Origin of the sequence: Deefgea rivuli DSM 18356 (assembly GCF_000620145.1) — a bacterium.
Lineage (GTDB): Bacteria > Pseudomonadota > Gammaproteobacteria > Burkholderiales > Chitinibacteraceae > Deefgea > Deefgea rivuli.
Genome location: NZ_JHVM01000008.1, coordinates 329,391 through 348,131, shown reverse-complemented (window position 1 = coordinate 348,131; position 18,741 = coordinate 329,391). Strand labels below are relative to the sequence as shown.

Here is an 18,741-nt window from a genome sequence, read left to right as displayed (position 1 = left end):
TGGGCTGCAATCAACCTGAAATAAAAGCTTGTGATGATATACATCATGGCTCAATGCGATTTTTGTGGCGCATATACGGGAAAACCCTTGCAGTGAAAATTACCCAAGCGGCTAAAATGCCGCCGCTGTTTTGCCAAAATCCCGTAGATTTAGCATCCTAAATTAATAGATTGTGTTTGAGGCTGTTTATGAATTGTCGAAGTGATCGCTACATTGAACCGAGTTTGTTGTGGCAGCATTTTTCCGTGCTGTGTGGCTTTCCACGTCCGTCGCATCACGAGGCGGCGCTGCGCGCGCATATTCAGGTTTGGGCCGATCAATTAGGCTTGGTCAATGAACTGGATGCCGTCGGCAATTTATTGATACGCAAACCGGCTACACCGGGAATGGAAGACAGACTGGGTGTGGTATTGCAGGGCCATTTGGATATGGTGGCGTTGAAAAACGAAGCCACGCAGCATGATTTCTTAGTCGACCCGATCAAAACCCAAATCATTGATGGCTGGATGCATGCTGAAGGTACGACTTTGGGCGCGGATAATGGTATTGGCGTTGCGGCGGCGTTGGCGGTGCTGGAAAGCACGGATTTAGTCCACGGTCCGCTGGAAGTGTTGCTGACGATTGATGAAGAGTCGGGCATGACAGGCGCGAAAGGCTTGCAGCCCGATTGGTTGCAAGGCCAGCTGCTACTCAATTTAGATACCGAAGATTGGGGCGAACTGTACGTGGGCTGTGCGGGCGGCGTGGATGTGACGGTGAGCCAAACGCTGCATCCCGAGCCTGTGCCTGCCGCGTGGGTGGTGCGTGAGATTGCAATTACCGGATTAAAAGGCGGCCATTCGGGCGTTGATATTCATTTGGAACGGGGTAATGCCATCAAGCTATTGGCTCGATTGCTGTTCCAAGCGATACCCCAGTTTGATCTGCGCGTCGTCAGTGTGCGCGGTGGTTCATTGCGCAATGCTTTGCCGCGTGAAGCCTTTGCGCGGGTGGCGATTCCAGCCTGTGATGCACTGCGTTTTGCGGCGGTGGCTGAGCAATGTTTGGCCGAATGGCAATATGCCTTGCGCGCTGTTGAGTCGAACATTCAATTAACGATCACCGAGCAGTGCGCCGAGCGCGTTCTGAATGCCAACGATAGCGCCCGCGTCGTGAATTTATTGCTCGGATTGCCGCATGGGATTCGCCGCTGGAGCAATGAGGTGGCGGGGGTCGTAGAAAGTTCAAATAATTTGGGCGTGGTGAAATTTGATGGTCAGCATTTTGAAACGATGCTGATGGTGCGCTCGTTGACGGACTCGGGCGTGGCCGAATTAACGCAAAGTATCCGTGCCGTGGCGCGTTTGGCGGGATTTATCGCCGAAAGCGGCGGCGCGTATCCGGGCTGGGCACCGAACTTGCAATCGCGCGCTTTGCAGCTAGTGCAAAACACGTATCAAACATTGCACGGTGCTGCGCCTTTGGTGAAAGTCATTCATGCTGGATTGGAATGTGGCTTGTTGGGTAAAGCCTACCCGCAAATGGAAATGGTGTCGTTTGGCCCAACGATACGCGGCGCACATTCGCCGGATGAGCGCGTTGAAATTGCATCGGTGGCGCAATTTTGGGATTTGCTGGTCGCCAGCTTGGCGGCAGTTCCACACCGAAACTAGCCCCAAAACGATGTAAATTAGCCCAAACCCCACTGATTTCAGTGGGGTTTTTGTTTTTCTATTGCATGGGTATTACTGTATGGGGTGTGCAATCCACTTATCGTATCCTCTCACCTATGAAAAATTGGCGATTTTGGCCGAAATGGCCGCAAAGCGTGCAGCGGAAATTCCAACGGCAATGGCCTTGGGCTTTGGCTTATTTGGCGATTGCATCTTTGTTAACGGCCGTTTTGGTTTATGCGTGGCAAGACTATCAACGCGATGTGTTTCAGCGCGAAGCGACGATGGCGCAAGATTTGCTCTGGCAAGAGCAAGAAATCCGTGGCCGTTTGCAAAGCAATCAAAACGTACTGGAAAACCTCGCTTATGGTTTGGCTGCCGATAGTTTTGGTCAAGCCGATTTTCGCGCGCGCGCCGAAGCGCTGATGAAGTCCAATCCAGAAATTATTTCGATTGAATGGGTGAATGCCAGAGGCGAGCGCGGTGATGGTTTTCCTAACTTTGCGCGTCGCCCTGAGAGTTTGGTTTCCCTTGATGATTCGCTGCTGACCGAAGTGATTGATGGCGCGGCAACCTTGGGTTATCCCATGGTGACGAATGTGATTTGGCGCAATTCACCGCAAATGGTGCATGTGGTGCCGTTTTTCCATCAAACAGAATATCAAGGCGCGGTGCTGGCGGTGTATGACTTGTCGATTCTGCTCTTGCAGCGCGTGCCGTGGTGGATGGTGCAGCGCTATCAATTGCAATTAGTCGATAGTAATAATCAAGTGATCGCGCCTAATCGTTATCACGCGCGCTTAATGGGTGAAGATATTCGCGAAGTGCCATTTGGCGGGGCTTCACAGCAAGGTTTACGGCTTTTGGCCAAGCCCGCCGATCCCGTAGGTAAGCAAGCTAACTTCTGGCTGGTTGGCTTGATTTCTACGCTGCTTTTATTGCTGGTGTGGGCGCTGAAAATGCTGCGCCTACGGATGCAGGAGCGGCAATTGGCAGAGTCCGCTTTGCGCGATGAGATTTTGTTTCGCTCGGCGATGGAAAATTCGCTGGTTACCGGCCTGCGGGCGATGGATACCGATGGCAAGCTCAGTTACGTGAATCGTGCGTTTGCCGATATGGTGGGTTGGCCTGAATCAGAATTAGTCGGCGCCAAGCCACCGATGCCGTTTTGGCCGCCTGAATGCTTAGAGCAATGCGCCAAAGCCTATCAATCTATTTTGCTGGGCGACTGCCCCGCCAATGGTTTTGAGCTGCGCTTTATGCGTAATGATGGCGAACGATTTGATGTGCGGCTGTATTCTTCTAAGCTAGTCGATAGCCACGGCCTGCATCGTGGCTGGATGGCGTCGATGTATGACATCACCGAGCTAAAACAAGAGCGCGAAGCGTTGGCCAGCTCGCGCCAGCAATTGCGGACCGTGTTGGCTGGCTTGGAAGTGGCGGTGTCAGTGAGTGATTTGGAAACCGGCGTGATGCTGTATCGCAATCGCCATCACAGCAATACATTCAGTATCCCGCAGCAGGCAGAAGCCTATTGCCTATTGCAGTGGCGCGTGGGCATTAATAAAGACAGCCAAGCTTTTCAGGGCGTAGCGTCTACAGACAGTGCCCTTATTACGGGAAGTAGCTATAACGAGACAGGCGAGCTTTTGACTGACTACTTGCCGCTTCAAGATGGCATTTTTGAAGCGGTGGATGCCATCACGGGGCGTACTTATCAAATCGAGCAAAGGATAGTCGATTGGGTGAGTAATCGCAGCGCGGTGCTGGAAATTTGCACTGATATTACCGCCAGACAACAGGCGCAAGATTTAGAGCGCACGCGCAATGATTTGGTACAACACACGGCACGTTTGGTGAATATGGGCGAGCTGGCATCGAGCTTGGCGCATGAACTTAATCAACCTCTGGCTGCGATTGCCAGTTATAGCAGCGCTTGCGAAACGATGCTTTATAAGCCGAATCCGCCGATAGGAAAGGTGCAGGAAACACTGGTCAAAATGACGCAGCAAGCACGCCGAGCAGGGCAGATTATTCGTGGGATTCGGCAGTTTGTGGTGAAACGCGCGCCAACGCGTGAAGTGTGCGAACTGAGCGAACTCATTAGCGTTCCCTTGCAGCTTTTGGGACCAATGGCGCATAAATTAAAAGTCAGCATGGTGCTGGATTTGCCGAGTGATTTACCGAGCTTTGTCGGTGATGCTGTGATGCTAGAGCAAGTGTTACTGAATTTAATTAAAAACGGTCTTGAAGCCATGAGTGAAACGCCCATCGCGCAGCGCAAAATCGTGATTCGTGCTGCGTTGCTGGATGAGATGCTGCAAGTGACGGTGGCTGATCACGGCAGCGGTTTGGCTGATCCGGCGCAATTGTTTCAGCCGTTTTATACCACCAAGTCAGAAGGCATGGGCATGGGCTTGAATATTTGCCGCTCGGTGATCGAGCAGCATCGAGGCCATCTTTGGGCCGAACCTAATCCGGGTGGTGGAACGCAAATGCGTTTTCGCCTGCCCCTTAATACCAATGAGGACACCCCATGAAAGTAGCCATTCCCACCGCGCCGATTCGCACCGTGGCCGTGATTGATGATGATGAAGCCGTACGCGATTCGCTCGGTCTTTTGCTCGAAACTCACGATTGCCCGGTGGTGACTTACGCCTCCGCTGAAGCGTTTTTGGATGAAGGTGATGCCAGCCGTTTCGCCTGTTTGATCGTCGATGTGCGTATGGATGGCATGAGCGGTTTGGAGCTATTTGCCGAGTTGCGCGAAGGCAGCTATTTGCCGCCCGTGATTTTTTTGACGGGTCACGGCGATGTACCGATGGCGGTGAATGCGCTGAAAGATGGCGCGAGCGATTTTATGGAGAAGCCTTGCGATCAAGATCAACTCTTGGCGCGAGTGCAAGCCTGTTTGGCAGAGGATTTACAGCGCCGTGGCAGCGCTAAGCATCAGCAAAAAGTGGTTGAATTATTAGCAGATTTAACGCCACGTGAGCGCGAAGTATTGCAGGAAATTTTGCTGGGCAAACTGAATAAACAAATCGCCGATCGACTTGATATCAGCACCAAAACCGTCGAAGTCCACCGCGCCCGAATTTTCACCAAAATGCGCGTGCATTCAGCAATGGAATTAGCGGCGATGCTCAAAGAAGTGCCGGTGAATGAGTGGTTTAGCTAGGGTCTGTTGACGTTTGGTTTGCGAGTCGCGTTTGTGCGGATTTTGGCCTGAGGCAAGACACGAAGCGCGACACTTAGTCATTCTAAGTTAGCGCTTTGTAACGCAGCATCAGGCCAAAAGCCGCTCCAGCGCGATCGTAAACCAAACGTCAACAGACCCTAGGTATTGCTTTGTAGTTCTTATTTAATAATGGCCAGCGGTAAATACACGTATTTATTATTAATTTACTGTATTGCGCACTACTTATTTTGACTTGGAGCTGACGTGAATTCTGTTAGGATTCATCCTTTTTAGTTTCTAGCTTGAGGGTGATTCAATGAAGTTGCGTTCTATGGTTGTGACGAGTTTGTTTGCTGTGTCGCTGATGCCAACGGCAATGGCCTTTGATTTTAATAAAGCGTTGAAAGTGGGGACGGATGCTTTGCAAGCGGCGACCTTAACCGATGCGGATGTTAAAGCCTTGGCTGAGCAAGCGTGTGTAAAAAGCGATGCTCAATCGACCATTGCGCCGCCAAAAGACAAATACAGTAAACGCTTGGACGTGATTTCTAAAAAGCTCGGCAATGAAATCAACGGCCAGCCAGTGAATTACAAAGTGTATTTAACCAAAGACGTGAACGCATGGGCGATGGCCAATGGCTGCGTGCGAGTGTATGCCGGCCTGATGGATTTGATGACCGATGATGAAGTCATTGGCGTGCTTGGACATGAAATGGGGCACGTGGCTTTGGGTCATAGCAAAAAAGGCATGCAAACCGCGTATGCGGTTGCGGCTGCAAAAAATGCCGCGAGCAGCTATGGGAACAAAACCGTTGCTAGTTTGACCGACTCTGAATTGGGCGGATTTACTGAAACGCTGATTAATGCGCAATTTTCACAATCGCAGGAATTGGATGCGGATAATTTCTCGTTTGATTTGCTAACGCAGAAAAAACTCAAACGCGAAGGCTTGATTACGGCATTCCAAAAACTGGCGGCTTTGGGCGGCGGTGAACATAGTATGACCAGCTCGCATCCGGCATCGGAAGACCGCGCGAAAAACATCCAAACGCGGATTGCCAATGGCAAATAAACTGCTGCTGGCTGTATTGCTAGCAAAAAAATAGCAAAGGGTATCTGTCGCAAAGTTCGATTTAATCGTCTTTTGCGGCAGATACCCTTTTCATTGCCCGGCGATTACGTAAGGTATTTACCCTAGGTTAAATACCTGTTCGGTGATTACCTGATTTTCCTCATCGTGTAGTCTGCGTATTCTGACTACAACCGAAGGCAAGGCTGCTCTCGGTAAAATCATAAAATCTGGAGAACACGATAATGCGCCTTACAAAATTGGGTCTGTTGGTGGCTGGTATGGGTTTAGCGTTGGCAGCTCAAGCTACGGAAGTGGAAGTTTTGCATTTTTGGACTTCGGGCGGAGAAGCTAAATCCGTTGCTGAATTGAAAAGAAAAATGGAAGCCCAAGGCTTTACGTGGAAAGACTTTGCCGTGGCCGGTGGCGGCGGTGAAAATGCAATGACTGCGCTGAAAACTCGCGTCGTGTCGGGTAATCCGCCAGCAGCAGCTCAAATCAAAGGCCCATCAATTCAAGAATGGGGCAGTGAAGGCGTATTGGCATCGATTGATGAAGTCGCCAAAAAAGGCGGCTGGGATAAATTGCTGCCGCCTGTCGTTTCGAACGTGATGAAATACAAAGGCCAATACGTCGCTGCACCAGTAAATGTGCACCGCGTGAACTGGATGTGGGTCAATCCTGAGCTACTCAAAAAAGCCAATACCAAAGTGCCAACGACGTGGGATGAGTTCTTTGTGACGGCGACTGCGCTGCAAAAAGCCGGTATTCAAGCCGTGGCCTACGGTGGTCAACCTTGGCAAGACGGCACGGTGTTTGAGTCCGTTGCGCTGGGTGTCGGTGGCGCTGACTTTTACAAGAAAGCGTTTGTGCAGCTTGATCCAGGTACTTTAAGCGGCCCAACGATGATTAAAGCCTTGGAAACCTACAAAAAAATCAAACCCTTTACTGATAAAAACAGCGCTGGCCGTGAATGGAATTTGGCGACCAGCATGGTGATTAATGGCAAAGCCGGTATGCAATTTATGGGTGATTGGGCCAAAGGCGAATTTATGGCCGCTGGCAAAGTACCGGGTAAAGACTTCCTTTGTGTGGCTGCGCCAGGCACTGAAAACGCTTACACCTTCAATATCGATAGCTTTGCGATGTTTAAGCTGAAAAACAAAGACGTTGAAAAAGGTCAGCAAGCCTTGGCTGCAACCTTGATGAGTCCAGAATTCCAAGAGTTGTTTAACTTGAACAAAGGCTCAATCCCAGCGCGTTTGGGCGTGGATATGGCGAAATTTGACGAGTGCGGCAAGAAATCAGCGACTGATTTTAAAGCGGCATCGGCCAAAGGCACTTTGCTCCCATCGTGGTCGCACGGTATGGCGATGAAATCGGCAACGCAAGGCGCGTTCTACGATGTGGTTACGCAGTTCTGGAATGACGACAAAATGAGCGCGAAAGACGCCGCAGCTAAATTAGCCAAAGCTGCGAAAACGATGTGACTGACTAGCCTGCTGGAGCGTCTTTTCTAGGCTAGAAAAGTTGGTATCAAATGATGTAAATCCCCTGTGGGTATATGGCTGTCGCTTTTAATGATTAAGTTCTACAGCCATATACCTGCATCTAATATTTGTTTGTAGCGGAGAATAATTATGACTACGCCTGTCCGTGCAGCCCAGTATGGGTTTGCGGAGCGCTGGCTGCCGCGCCTCGTTTTAGCCCCGTCGTTTTTGCTGACCTTGGTTTTCTTGTATGGATTTATTGCGTGGAATGGCTATTTGTCATTTACCACGTCACGGATGTTGCCGAATACGGAATGGGCGGGTTTAGCTCAGTACGCCACGCTGTTTGAAAATGAGCGCTGGTGGGTTGCAGTACGAAATTTAGTGGTCTTTGCTGTGCTGTTTATTGGTGGCGCAATGGGGATTGGTGTGGTGTTGGCGGTATTGCTGGATCAAAAGATCCGCTTAGAAGGCGCAATCCGCACGATTTATCTGTACCCGATGGCACTGTCTTTTATCGTAACGGGCACCGCGTGGAAGTGGATTTTGAATCCGGGTTTGGGCATTGAAAAGCTGATGCACGATTGGGGATTTACCAATTTTACGTTTGATTGGCTGGTGAATTCGGATATGTCGATTTACACCGTCGTGCTGGCCGGATTATGGCAATCCTCGGGTTTTGTCATGGCGCTGTTTTTAGCTGGGCTGCGCGGTGTGGATGATTCAATTATTAAAGCAGCGCAAATTGATGGCGCTACTTTGCCACGGATTTATTGGAAAATTATTTTACCGGCACTGCGCCCGGTGGTGTTTTCTACCCTGATGGTGCTGTCGCACATCGCGATTAAGAGTTTCGATTTGATTATGGCTTTGACTGGCGGTGGCCCGGGTTACTCATCCGACGTACCTGCGACGTTTATGTATTCGATGGCGTTTACACGCGGACAAATGGGCGTTGGCGCAGCAAGCGCAATGATGATGCTGATGGCCGTGGCTGCTGTTGTGGTGCCGTATTTGTACTCCGAGCTAAGGAAAGATGGCAACAATGGTTAACTTTAAAAGTGTTGTCTTGCAGCCGTCCCGTATTTACGGGCGCTCGCCACTGTTAATGCGAGCTTTCAAAAATTGTAGTGGGAGATTGGCATGACCCAAGATCGTTTTTGGCGCGCGATGATTTATGCGGCGCTGGTGTTTGCGGCGCTGTATTACTTGATTCCGCTGTACGTGATGCTCACGACCTCTGTCAAAGACATGGAGGAAATTCGTGCCGGTAATTTACTCTCTTTGCCGCAAAGCATTGGTTTTTCAGCATGGGATAAGGCGTGGAGTAGTGCGTGCACTGGCGTGTCGTGCAATGGCTTGTCGGGCTATTTTATGAACTCGGTGAAGATGGTGATTCCAGCTGTGCTGATCTCAACCGTGCTGGGCTCAATTAATGGCTATATCTTGTCCAAATGGCGCTTCCCTGGCTCGAACGTCGTGTTTGCGATGATTTTGTTTGGCGTGTTTATGCCTTTCCAAGTGTTGCTGCTACCGATGGCACAAACCTTGGGCTGGCTCGGCATCGCTAATACGACGACAGGTTTAGTGTTCGTGCATGTGGTGTGCGGTTTGGCATCAACGACGCTGTTTTTCCGCAATTACTACGTCGGTATTCCTGATGAGCTGATTAAAGCGGCACGCCTTGATGGGGCTGGGTTTTGGCGGATTTTCTGGCGAATTATTCTTCCGATGAGCACACCGATCATTATGGTGACTTTGATTTGGCAATTTACCAATATTTGGAATGATTTCTTGTTCGGCGTGGTGTTCTCCGCTGGTGATAGCCAGCCGATTACGGTGGGGCTGAACAATATGGCCAACACATCGACGACGGTAAAAGAATACAACGTCGATATGGCCGCCGCGCTGATCGCCGCCTTGCCAACGATTATTGTGTATGTGTTCTGCGGGAAGTATTTCGTACGTGGTTTAGCGGCAGGTGCCGTCAAAGGCTAATTTAAAAGTGCTGCGCATCTTGTGATAGCGGGCTGTACGGTGCTCGAAATCCTCATGTACTTAAGTACGTTTCGGTTTCTGCTCCGAGCATCCCGCTTTGACAGGTGCTCGCTACTTTTAAAATGTTCTATCAAATCTGGCTGAATCATATCCAACGTCAGTAGAAAAATAGTTAAATATTGGAGAGCAAAATGGGCGCTTTGGCCATTAAAAATGTCACGAAGACTTTCGGTGATACGCAGATTTTGAAAGGCATCAATATTGAAATTGAATCAGGCGAATTCCTGATTTTGGTGGGGCCTTCGGGCTGCGGCAAATCGACCTTGATGAATATTATCGCGGGGCTAGAAAGCCCAACTACGGGCGATGTGTGCATCGCTGATCGCGTCGTGAATGGCGTAGCGCCTAAAGATAGAGACATCGCGATGGTGTTTCAAAGCTATGCGCTATACCCAACGATGACGGTGCGGCAAAACATCGCGTTTGGCTTGGAAACGCGTGGCGTGCCCAAAGTGGAGCAAAACGAAATCATCGCTCGTGTCGCCAAGATGCTGCAAATGGATCATTTGCTAGATCGTAAACCAGCGGCGCTTTCGGGTGGCCAGCGCCAACGCGTGGCGATGGGGCGCGCATTGGCGCGGAATCCAAAGCTATTTTTGTTTGACGAGCCGCTGTCGAATTTGGATGCGAAATTACGCGTTGAAATGCGCGTGGAAATCAAGCAACTGCATCAACGGCTAAAAACAACGATTGTGTACGTGACGCACGATCAAATCGAAGCGATGACGCTCGGTGACAAAATTGCGGTGATGAAAGATGGCGTGATTCAGCAATTTGGCCGTCCACAAGACATTTACGAAAACCCAGCCAATTTATTTGTCGCGAGTTTTATTGGCTCGCCATCGATGAATTTTATTCCCTGCCATTTAATCGAGCACGATGGCGAGATTGGCGTGTCTTTGCAAGGCATGGGCAATCCTTATTTCGTCGCGCTCACGCCGAGACCCGAATTAAAACAACGCTTGGGCGATAAAATTACTTTGGGTATTCGCCCTGAGCAATTGGATGTCGCAGAAGCGGCATCGACTGCGCTGGAATGCAAAGTGAAAATCACCGAGCCAACGGGGCCAGATACGATGGTGTACACCGAAATTAACGGCGTTGAAGTCATCGCCCGCGTGCATCCGCGCGTTGTGCCACCAACAGGACAGAGCATCAAGCTGGTGCTGGATACCAAAAAAGTGGTGCTGTTTGATCCAGTGACAGAAATGCGGATTTAACATCTGATTGTGACAAAAAAGCCCCGATTTTGAATTCGGGGCTTTTTTTATTGTGGTCGGGTTTCGTGAATGGCGGGGCGCTCGGAAACGCGTTGATGATATTGCTGTAGCACCGGAAAATGCTGCGCCCATTGGGTTTCGGGCTGACGTAAATCAAGGTAATCGAGCATACAAATCACGCTCACATCGGCAATGCTATACGCATCGCCAGCAAACCAGCGTTTTTCTTCGAGCTGAGTTTCTAACGCGGCCAAGCCACGATTAATTTTGCCTTGCTGGCGCGCAATGGCTTCGCTGCTTTGTTGTTTAGCAGGGCGGCGCTTTTCCATGACGATAGCAACTGCCGCATCACAAATCCCATCCGCGAGCGCTTCGGTGCGCTTGGCGCTAATCATCGGGCGTTGATCGCTAGGAAAGAGCTTGCAAACGGGAGATAGATAATCCAAATGCTCGGCAATGACGCTAGAGTCATAAATCACGCGGCCATCATCCAAAACCAGCACGGGTACTTTACCCAGCGGATTATAGGTTTGAATCAAGTCGTCGTTTTCACCCGGCTTGGCTTCGATCAATTCAAAGTCGATTTTCTTTTCCGCTAAAACAACGCGAACTTTGCGACCAAAAGGGCTGAGCAGGGAGGTTATGAGCTTCATCTGGATTGGATTCTCTTGAGACCGAAGTAAGATTTTATGGGGCAAGGGTAAGATAGGCTAGTGAATCAATGTGAATACAACAAAAATGCCTCGGTTTCCCGAGGCATTGCTTTGAATGTTACAGCGAGCGGATTTCATTCAGGCAATTCGTGCATAGCCCGGTAGCGTTAAAAATTCGACGAACTCGTCTGCCGTGGTGATTTGATCGAACAATTTGGCAGCTTCAGTGAGCGTCGCGCTGTAACGACCTTGCGCCTCAATCTTGGCGACTTCTTCGGGTAGCCATTGATGAAATAGCTCGGGCGTTACTTTTCGCCCGTCGATCAAAACGCCTTTGCTTGATCTCAGCCATTGCCAGATTTGTGAGCGGCTAATTTCAGCTGTCGCCGCATCTTCCATCAAATTATGGATTGGCACGCAGCCCATTCCGGCTAACCATGAAGCTAAATATTGCACGCCGACTGAAATATTGCCGCGCAAACCGGCTTCGGTAATCGGGCTTTCGGGCTGGAAGTTGAGCAAATCACTCGCCGCGCTCATTACATCGGGGCGCTGCTTGCCAATTTGATTCGGTGTATCGCCCAGCACCGCATCCCACGCTGCTTGTGCGACAGGCACTAGGCCTGGATGCGCCACCCAACCGCCATCATAACCATCGCCCGCATCGCGTTCTTTATCAGCACGCACTTGCGTCATCGCACGTTCATTGGCGACAGGGTCAGATTTCACCGGTATATACGCCGACATACCACCCATCGCAGGCGCGCCGCGCTGGTGGCAGGTTTTGAGTAGCAGTAAAGAGTAGGCGCGCATAAAAGGCACGGCCATGGTGATTTGGCTACGATCGGCCAAGCAAAAATCCTTATCCATGCGAAATTTTTTGATACAGCTAAAAATGTAATCCCAACGCCCTGCGTTCAGTCCTGCTGAATGCTCGCGCAATTCGTACAGAATTTCGTCCATTTCAAACGCAGCGAGAATGGTTTCAATCAGCACCGTGCTTTTGATGCAGCCATGCGGCGCTTGGAGCTCTTGTTCGGCCCATGTGAAAACGTCATTCCAAAGCCGAGCTTCTAAATGCGATTCCATTTTTGGCAGATAAAAATAACAAGCGCTGCCTTGGCTCAGTTGATATTGCAGATTGTGAAACACCACCAAACCAAAATCGAAGAGCGAGCCTGACATGACATCACCGTCGACTTCCAGATGTTTTTCTAGCAAATGCCAGCCGCGCGGGCGAGTGAGTAGCGTCGCAGTCTGTACATTGAGCGCATAAACCTTGCCTTCAGGGCTGGTGAAGCCAATTTCGCGTCGATATGCATCGCGAACGTTGATTTGGCCTTCAATTTGATTATCCCAAGTGGGGGTATTGGAATCCTCGAAATCGGCCATAAACGATTTCGCGCCCGAATTGAGCGCATTAATCATCATTTTTCTCTCTACTGGGCCGGTAATTTCAACACGGCGGTCGAGCAAATCGGCGGGGAGCCGGCTGATTTGCCAGTCGCCAGCACGGATATGTGCAGTCTCAAGCAGGAAATCAGGTTTTACGCCCGCATCGAGTTGCGCTTGGCGCTCCGTGCGCGCTGCGATCAGTTCGCGGCGGCGCGGTTCAAATTGGCGATGCAGCTTCACCAAAAAATCGAGCGCAGCCGGCGTGAGTATGCTGCTCACTGCTGCGCTGCTTTGACCTTTGATTCGCATATTCATGGTGTTTCTCCCTTTGAGACAATGAGGGCGCAGCATATCGCTTGCGCCTTAATCATTTCTCTAATCCTGGCTCATATGTATAAGGCTGTAGCCATTATTTATTAATGGCTACAGCCTTATACCTTAATGAAACTGCTCAGCTTCAGTTGAGCCTGTCAGCGCAGTTGTTGAGGATTTGCCTTGCTGGATCACTTGCGTCACTTGGTCAAAATAACCCGTGCCCACTTCGCGCTGATGTTTCACTGCGGTAAACCCGCGATCTGCGGCGGCAAATTCGGCTTCTTGCAATTCAACAAACGCGCTCATGCCATTGCGAGCGTAACCGTGCGCAAGGTTGAACATGCCGTAATTGAGCGCATGAAAACCCGCGAGCGTAATAAATTGGAATTTATAACCCATCGCACCGAGTTCTTTTTGGAACTTGGCAATCGTTGCGTCATCCAAATTTTTCTTCCAGTTAAATGACGGCGAGCAGTTATACGCCAGCATTTTGCCCGGGAATTTGGCATGAATCGCCTCGGCAAATTTGCGTGCGTATTCCAAGTCCGGTTTGCCGGTTTCGCACCAAACTAGGTCGGCATAAGGGGCATAGGCCAGGCCACGAGAGATGGCTTGATCGAGCCCCGGATACGTTTTATAAAAGCCTTCCATCGTGCGCTCGCCCGTGCAGAAAGGTTTGTCGTTGTCGTCTACATCGCTGGTCAGTAAGTCAGCCGCTTCGGCATCGGTACGTGCCACGATAATCGTTGGTACGCCCATGACGTCGGCCGCTAAACGTGCGGCAACGAGTTTTTCAATCGCTTCGCGCGTTGGCACCAGCACTTTGCCGCCCATATGGCCGCATTTTTTCACTGAGGCGAGCTGGTCTTCAAAATGCACGCCAGCAGCGCCGGCTTCTATCATTGCTTTCATTAGTTCAAATGCGTTCAGTACACCGCCAAAACCCGCTTCAGCATCGGCCACAATCGGGGCGTAAAAATCGATGCTGTCGTCACCCTCAGAATGATTAATTTGGTCGGCGCGCGCTAGCGTATTATTGATGCGACGCACCACTTGCGGTACTGAATTGGCTGGATATAAAGATTGGTCGGGGTACATTTCACCGGCCTGATTGGCATCGGCCGCAACTTGCCAGCCTGATAAATAAATCGCTTTTAAGCCTGCCTTAACTTGTTGCATCGCTTGATTGCCGGTCAGCGCGCCCAATGCATGCACGTATGGGGTTTCGTGCATTAGCTTCCAGAGTTTTTTTGCGCCGTGTGTGGCGAGCGTGTATTCCTGCAGCAAAGTGCCACGTAGTCGGTCGACATCGGCTGCGGTGTAGGGGCGGGTCACGCCTTGCCAACGCGGGTTAGTCTGCCAGTCGGTTTCGATTGCTGCGATGCGTTGTGCTTGCGTGCTCATACTGATCTCCGTGTTGGTAAGGGTGCGACCCTGATCGTTTTCATTGAAGCAGGTATTTTTTGCATCGCAATAAATATATTGCGATGCAGCATAGTGTAGTCGAAATTTTTATACTACATATTGGGGCTTGTCTGTACTGGAAATGGAGAGCAGATGGAGTGGTGGTGGGCATTTGGCGTAGGTGTATTTAGTTTTACCAAAACCATCCTGACTACATGCTTTTATTGGGTTTTCAATTTCCGTATGAATCGCTTTGATTCGTCATTGGCATGGTTTTGCCCTTGAAATGAGTGTGGCTATCCCCATTTCATACGGGAACGCAATATATGGAGTGACAAAAAATGAGCCAAGATAATACGCAAGAGCAAGAAGTGGCCCTTGAGCCACAAACTGAAGTAAACACTGATGCAGACGCAGCAAATGCGCTGGATACACAATTGGCCGCCGCTTTGGCCGATTTGGATAAGGCGCGCCAAGATATCTTATATATCCGCGCTGAAGCTGAAAATGCACGTCGCCGAGCACTTGAAGAAAACGAAAGAACCCGCAAATTTGCTGTTGAGAAGTTTGCTCGTGAAATTATTGCAGTTAAAGATGCGATTGATATGGCTTTGCTGGATCAATCGGGTAATTTTGAAGGTCTGAAAACTGGTGTTGATTTGACTGCAAAAAGCTTGACGACGGCATTTGAGAAGTTCGATTTATTGGAAATTAATCCAATCGGCGAAAAATTAGATCCAAATAAGCACCAAGCGATCTCAATGGCGCCATCTGACGAAGAGCCGAATACCGTCATCCAAGTGATGCAAAAAGGTTATGAGTTATCAGGTCGGGTGATTCGCCCTGCGATGGTGATTGTGGCCGCTGCGAAATAATTTAGTTTTAAGCAAAAGTTTTCTGGCATCGTTGTCTCGTCTTGCCGTACTGAATGTACTGTCTACGACTTCGACGCCTTGCCATAAAATTTTTGCACAAATAATTACATCGCATAAGTGGGGATGTGGGCTTGAAATGTTACGGGCAATCCCCACTTGATTATTAAGGTTATTTAATCAAAGTGCTCCGCTTAGCGTGAGCAGCAACGTTAAAAGAAGGAAGAGAAAAATGGCTAAAATTATTGGTATCGACTTAGGTACAACTAACTCATGTGTTGCAGTGATCGAAAACGGTCAACCAAAAGTGATTGAAAACGCCGAAGGCGCACGTACTACGCCATCGATCATTGCGTATCAAGAAGACGGCGAAATTTTGGTAGGTGCTCCTGCTAAACGCCAAGCAGTAACGAATCCAAAAAATACTTTGTACGCGGTAAAGCGTTTGATCGGCCGCAAGTTTGTCGATAAAGAAGTGAAAAAAGATATCGATTCAATGCCATTCACGATTGTTGCTGCAGATAATGGCGATGCTTGGGTTTCAGTTCGCGACAAAAAAATGGCACCACCGCAAATTTCTGCTGAAATTTTGCGCAAAATGAAAAAAACCGCCGAAGACTACCTCGGTGAAGAAGTAACTGAAGCCGTGATTACGGTTCCTGCTTACTTTAACGATAGCCAACGTCAAGCCACTAAAGACGCAGGCCGTATCGCTGGTCTGGATGTAAAACGCATTATCAATGAGCCAACTGCTGCGGCAATGGCGTTTGGTATGGATAAAGTGGGCCAAGGCGATCGCAAAGTTGCGGTTTACGACTTGGGGGGCGGTACGTTTGATATTTCGATTATCGACATCGCTGATGTGGATGGTTCAACGGCATTTGAAGTATTGGCGACCAATGGCGATACGTTCTTGGGCGGTGAAGACTTTGACCAACGTCTGATGGATTACATCATTGCTGAGTTCAAGAAAGAACAAGGCATTGACCTGAAACAAGACGTAATGGCATTGCAACGCCTGAAAGAAGCGGCAGAAAAAGCCAAAATCGAATTGTCGAGCGGCGCGCAAACTGAAATTAACTTGCCATACGTGACAATGGATGCAACGGGTCCTAAGCATTTGGTATTGAAAATCACTCGTGCGAAATTTGAATCGCTCGTTGATGATTTGATCGCTCGCTCGATTGAGCCATGCAAGATCGCGTTGAAAGACGCTGGTTTGAAAGCATCGGATATCGATGATGTGATTTTGGTCGGCGGTCAAACGCGTATGCCAAAAGTAATGGAAGCGGTAAAAGAGTTCTTCGGCAAAGAGCCACGTCGTGACGTGAATCCAGACGAAGCCGTTGCCGTTGGTGCTGCATTGCAAGGCGCGGTATTGGGTGGCGATCGCAAGGACATCTTGTTGCTTGACGTTACGCCATTGTCACTCGGTATCGAAACCTTGGGCGGCGTGTTGACGAAGCTGATCAAAAAGAACACGACGATTCCAACTAAGGCATCGCAAACCTTCTCGACAGCGGAAGACAACCAAAACGCAGTAACGATTCACGTGTTGCAAGGTGAACGTGAAAAAGCGTCGGCGAATAAATCGTTGGGTCAGTTCAATTTGGGTGATATTCCACCAGCAGCACGCGGTGTGCCACAAATTGAAGTGACTTTTGACATCGATGCAAACGGTATCTTGCACGTTGGCGCGAAAGATAAAGCTTCGGGCAAAGAAGCCAAAATCACGATTCAAGCTTCTTCAGGTTTGTCAGAAGCAGAAATCGAAGCGATGGTCAAAGACGCTGAGTTGAATGCTGAAGAAGACAAGAAATTGCTTGAATTAGTCCAAGCGCGCAACGCAGGCGAAGGCATGATTCATCAAGTGACTAAAATGTTGGCCGATGCTGGCGACAAAGTGACTGCGGATGAAAAAACAGCCATCGAAGCTGCGGTGAAAGAGCTGGAAGAAGTGGTGAAAGGCGACGACAAAGAAGTGATCGAAGCCAAAACCGAAGCGCTGATGCAAGCGAGCCACAAAGTTGCTGAGAAAATGTACGCTGAGCAAGCCGCACCAGAAACTGATGCACCTGCTAGTGATGCAAAAGACGACGGCAACGTGGTAGATGCTGAATTTACCGAAGTAAAAGACGGCAAGTAATTTGGCATAAGCAGATAGGCACAGCGCTTGCATTGCAGGCGGCTGTGCCTTTTTGTATCGAGGAAAAGTACCATGGCGAAAAAAGATTTTTACGACATTTTAGGCATCAATCGTGATGCTTCAGATGAAGAAATTAAAAAAGCGTATCGCAAACTGGCGATGAAATACCATCCGGACCGCAATCCGGATAGCAAAGAAGCAGAAGATAAATTTAAAGAAGGCAAAGAAGCCTACGAGATTTTATCTGACGCACAAAAACGCGCAGCCTACGATCAATACGGCCATGCTGGCGTGGATCAGCAAGCGGGTATGGGCGGTGGCGGCGGTGGTGGTTTCGGCGATTTCGCTGATATTTTTGGTGATATTTTCGGTGGTGGCGCGGGTCGTGGCGGCGGTGGACGTAGCAATGTCTATCGTGGCGCAGATTTGCGTTACAACATGGAAATCTCGCTAGAAGAAGCCGCTCGCGGCGTTGAAAAGCAAATCAAGATTCCATCGCATGATGAGTGCGATGTTTGCCACGGCTCTGGCGCGAAACCAGGTACTGAAGCGAAAACTTGCCACACTTGTGGCGGCCACGGTCAAGTTCGCGTGTCGCAAGGCTTTTTCAGCGTGCAGCAAACCTGCCCAACGTGCCATGGTTCGGGTAAATACATTCCTGACCCATGCCGTCCGTGTAAAGGTACAGGACGCGTTGCAACGCATAAAACCTTGGCAGTTAAGATCCCTGTTGGCGTTGATGAAGGCGACCGTATCCGCTTAAGCGGTGAAGGTGAGTCTGGCGTGAACGGCGGCCCTCCGGGTGATTTGTATGTTGTGATTCACGTGAAAGAGCACGCAGTGTTTAATCGCGAAGGCAACGATTTGCATTGCGAAATGCCGATCAGCTTTAGTTGCGCGGCATTGGGTGGTGAGATTGAAATCCCAACGCTGTCGGGCAAGGCGCGGATTACGATTCCACCTGAAACGCAAACTGGCCAAGTGTTCCGCTTGCGCAGCAAAGGTATCAAAGGCGTACGCAGCGCGATTACCGGCGACTTGATGTGCCATGTCGTGGTTGAAACACCTGTGAAGCTGACGTCACGGCAGAAAGAGTTGCTCAAAGAGTTTGAAGAAATCAGCCAAGGCGATTCGGATAAACACAATCCACGTGCCAAATCGTTTATGGATAAAGTGAAAGATTTTTTCGCGACGTGATTTGATTGATGATTGAAAATAAAAAGCCACGAGTGATCTCGTGGCTTTTTTGTATTTATCTATCATGAGCATCTACATCAGTTTGAAATGCC

14 protein-coding genes are annotated in these 18,741 nt (G+C 49.6%); 11 read left to right on the top strand and 3 right to left on the bottom strand.

What is annotated here, in order from left to right; translation table 11 throughout:
- The first annotated feature begins 188 nt into the window (after window positions 1–188).
- The 8 genes from Q320_RS0104130 (at window position 189) to Q320_RS0104095 (ending at window position 10,667) form a co-directional block, all read left to right on the top strand.
- Window positions 189–1,652, top strand: a complete 1,464-nt coding sequence (locus Q320_RS0104130; RefSeq protein WP_027467961.1) for an aminoacyl-histidine dipeptidase — start codon at window positions 189–191, stop codon at window positions 1,650–1,652.
- A 155-nt stretch (window positions 1,653–1,807) separates the two neighbouring features.
- Window positions 1,808–4,192 (top strand): PAS domain-containing sensor histidine kinase, encoded by a 2,385-nt coding sequence (locus Q320_RS0104125; protein ID WP_169734429.1) that lies wholly within the window; start codon window positions 1,808–1,810, stop codon window positions 4,190–4,192.
- On the top strand, window positions 4,189–4,830 hold the full coding sequence (locus tag Q320_RS0104120) for a response regulator transcription factor (protein WP_035852114.1): 642 nt from the start codon (window positions 4,189–4,191) through the stop codon (window positions 4,828–4,830). Before Q320_RS0104125 ends, Q320_RS0104120 begins: the two co-directional genes overlap by 4 nt.
- 316 nt (window positions 4,831–5,146) lie before the next feature.
- The gene (locus Q320_RS0104115) at window positions 5,147–5,902 is read left to right on the top strand and encodes a M48 family metallopeptidase (protein ID WP_027467958.1); all 756 of its coding nucleotides are present in this window, start codon (window positions 5,147–5,149) and stop codon (window positions 5,900–5,902) included.
- 242 nt (window positions 5,903–6,144) lie between these two features.
- The gene (locus tag Q320_RS0104110; protein ID WP_027467957.1) at window positions 6,145–7,389 is read left to right on the top strand and encodes an ABC transporter substrate-binding protein; all 1,245 of its coding nucleotides are present in this window, start codon (window positions 6,145–6,147) and stop codon (window positions 7,387–7,389) included.
- Window positions 7,390–7,539: 150 nt separating this feature from the next.
- On the top strand, window positions 7,540–8,442 hold the full coding sequence (locus Q320_RS0104105; RefSeq protein WP_051534449.1) for a carbohydrate ABC transporter permease: 903 nt from the start codon (window positions 7,540–7,542) through the stop codon (window positions 8,440–8,442).
- 90 nt (window positions 8,443–8,532) lie between these two features.
- On the top strand, window positions 8,533–9,387 hold the full coding sequence (locus tag Q320_RS0104100; RefSeq protein WP_027467955.1) for a carbohydrate ABC transporter permease: 855 nt from the start codon (window positions 8,533–8,535) through the stop codon (window positions 9,385–9,387).
- 191 nt (window positions 9,388–9,578) lie between these two features.
- On the top strand, window positions 9,579–10,667 hold the full coding sequence (locus Q320_RS0104095; RefSeq protein ID WP_027467954.1) for an ABC transporter ATP-binding protein: 1,089 nt from the start codon (window positions 9,579–9,581) through the stop codon (window positions 10,665–10,667).
- Window positions 10,668–10,714: 47 nt separating this feature from the next.
- On the opposite strand, the gene Q320_RS0104090 is transcribed toward Q320_RS0104095, so the two are convergent.
- From Q320_RS0104090 to aceA, 3 genes are all read right to left on the bottom strand, one after another.
- Window positions 10,715–11,320 carry a glutathione S-transferase gene (locus Q320_RS0104090; protein ID WP_027467953.1) on the bottom strand — a complete coding sequence of 202 codons (606 nt, stop codon included), beginning with the start codon at window positions 11,318–11,320 and terminating at the stop codon, window positions 10,715–10,717.
- 138 nt (window positions 11,321–11,458) lie between these two features.
- Window positions 11,459–13,030, bottom strand: a complete 1,572-nt coding sequence (gene aceB / locus Q320_RS0104085) for a malate synthase A (protein WP_051534448.1) — start codon at window positions 13,028–13,030, stop codon at window positions 11,459–11,461.
- A 123-nt stretch (window positions 13,031–13,153) separates the two neighbouring features.
- Entirely contained in the window at window positions 13,154–14,434 is a 1,281-nt protein-coding gene (gene aceA, locus Q320_RS0104080) for an isocitrate lyase (RefSeq protein WP_027467951.1), read from the bottom strand.
- Window positions 14,435–14,775: 341 nt separating this feature from the next.
- Between aceA and grpE the strand changes: the two genes are divergently transcribed.
- From grpE to dnaJ, 3 genes are all read left to right on the top strand, one after another.
- The gene (gene grpE, locus Q320_RS0104075) at window positions 14,776–15,309 is read left to right on the top strand and encodes a nucleotide exchange factor GrpE (RefSeq protein ID WP_027467950.1); all 534 of its coding nucleotides are present in this window, start codon (window positions 14,776–14,778) and stop codon (window positions 15,307–15,309) included.
- 196 nt (window positions 15,310–15,505) lie between these two features.
- A complete protein-coding gene (gene dnaK / locus Q320_RS0104070) occupies window positions 15,506–17,452 on the top strand; it encodes a molecular chaperone DnaK (RefSeq protein WP_281174223.1) in 1,947 nt (648 codons plus the stop codon).
- Between the two features lie 72 nt (window positions 17,453–17,524).
- Window positions 17,525–18,649 (top strand): molecular chaperone DnaJ, encoded by a 1,125-nt coding sequence (gene dnaJ / locus Q320_RS0104065; protein ID WP_027467948.1) that lies wholly within the window; start codon window positions 17,525–17,527, stop codon window positions 18,647–18,649.
- Window positions 18,650–18,741: the final 92 nt, after the last annotated feature.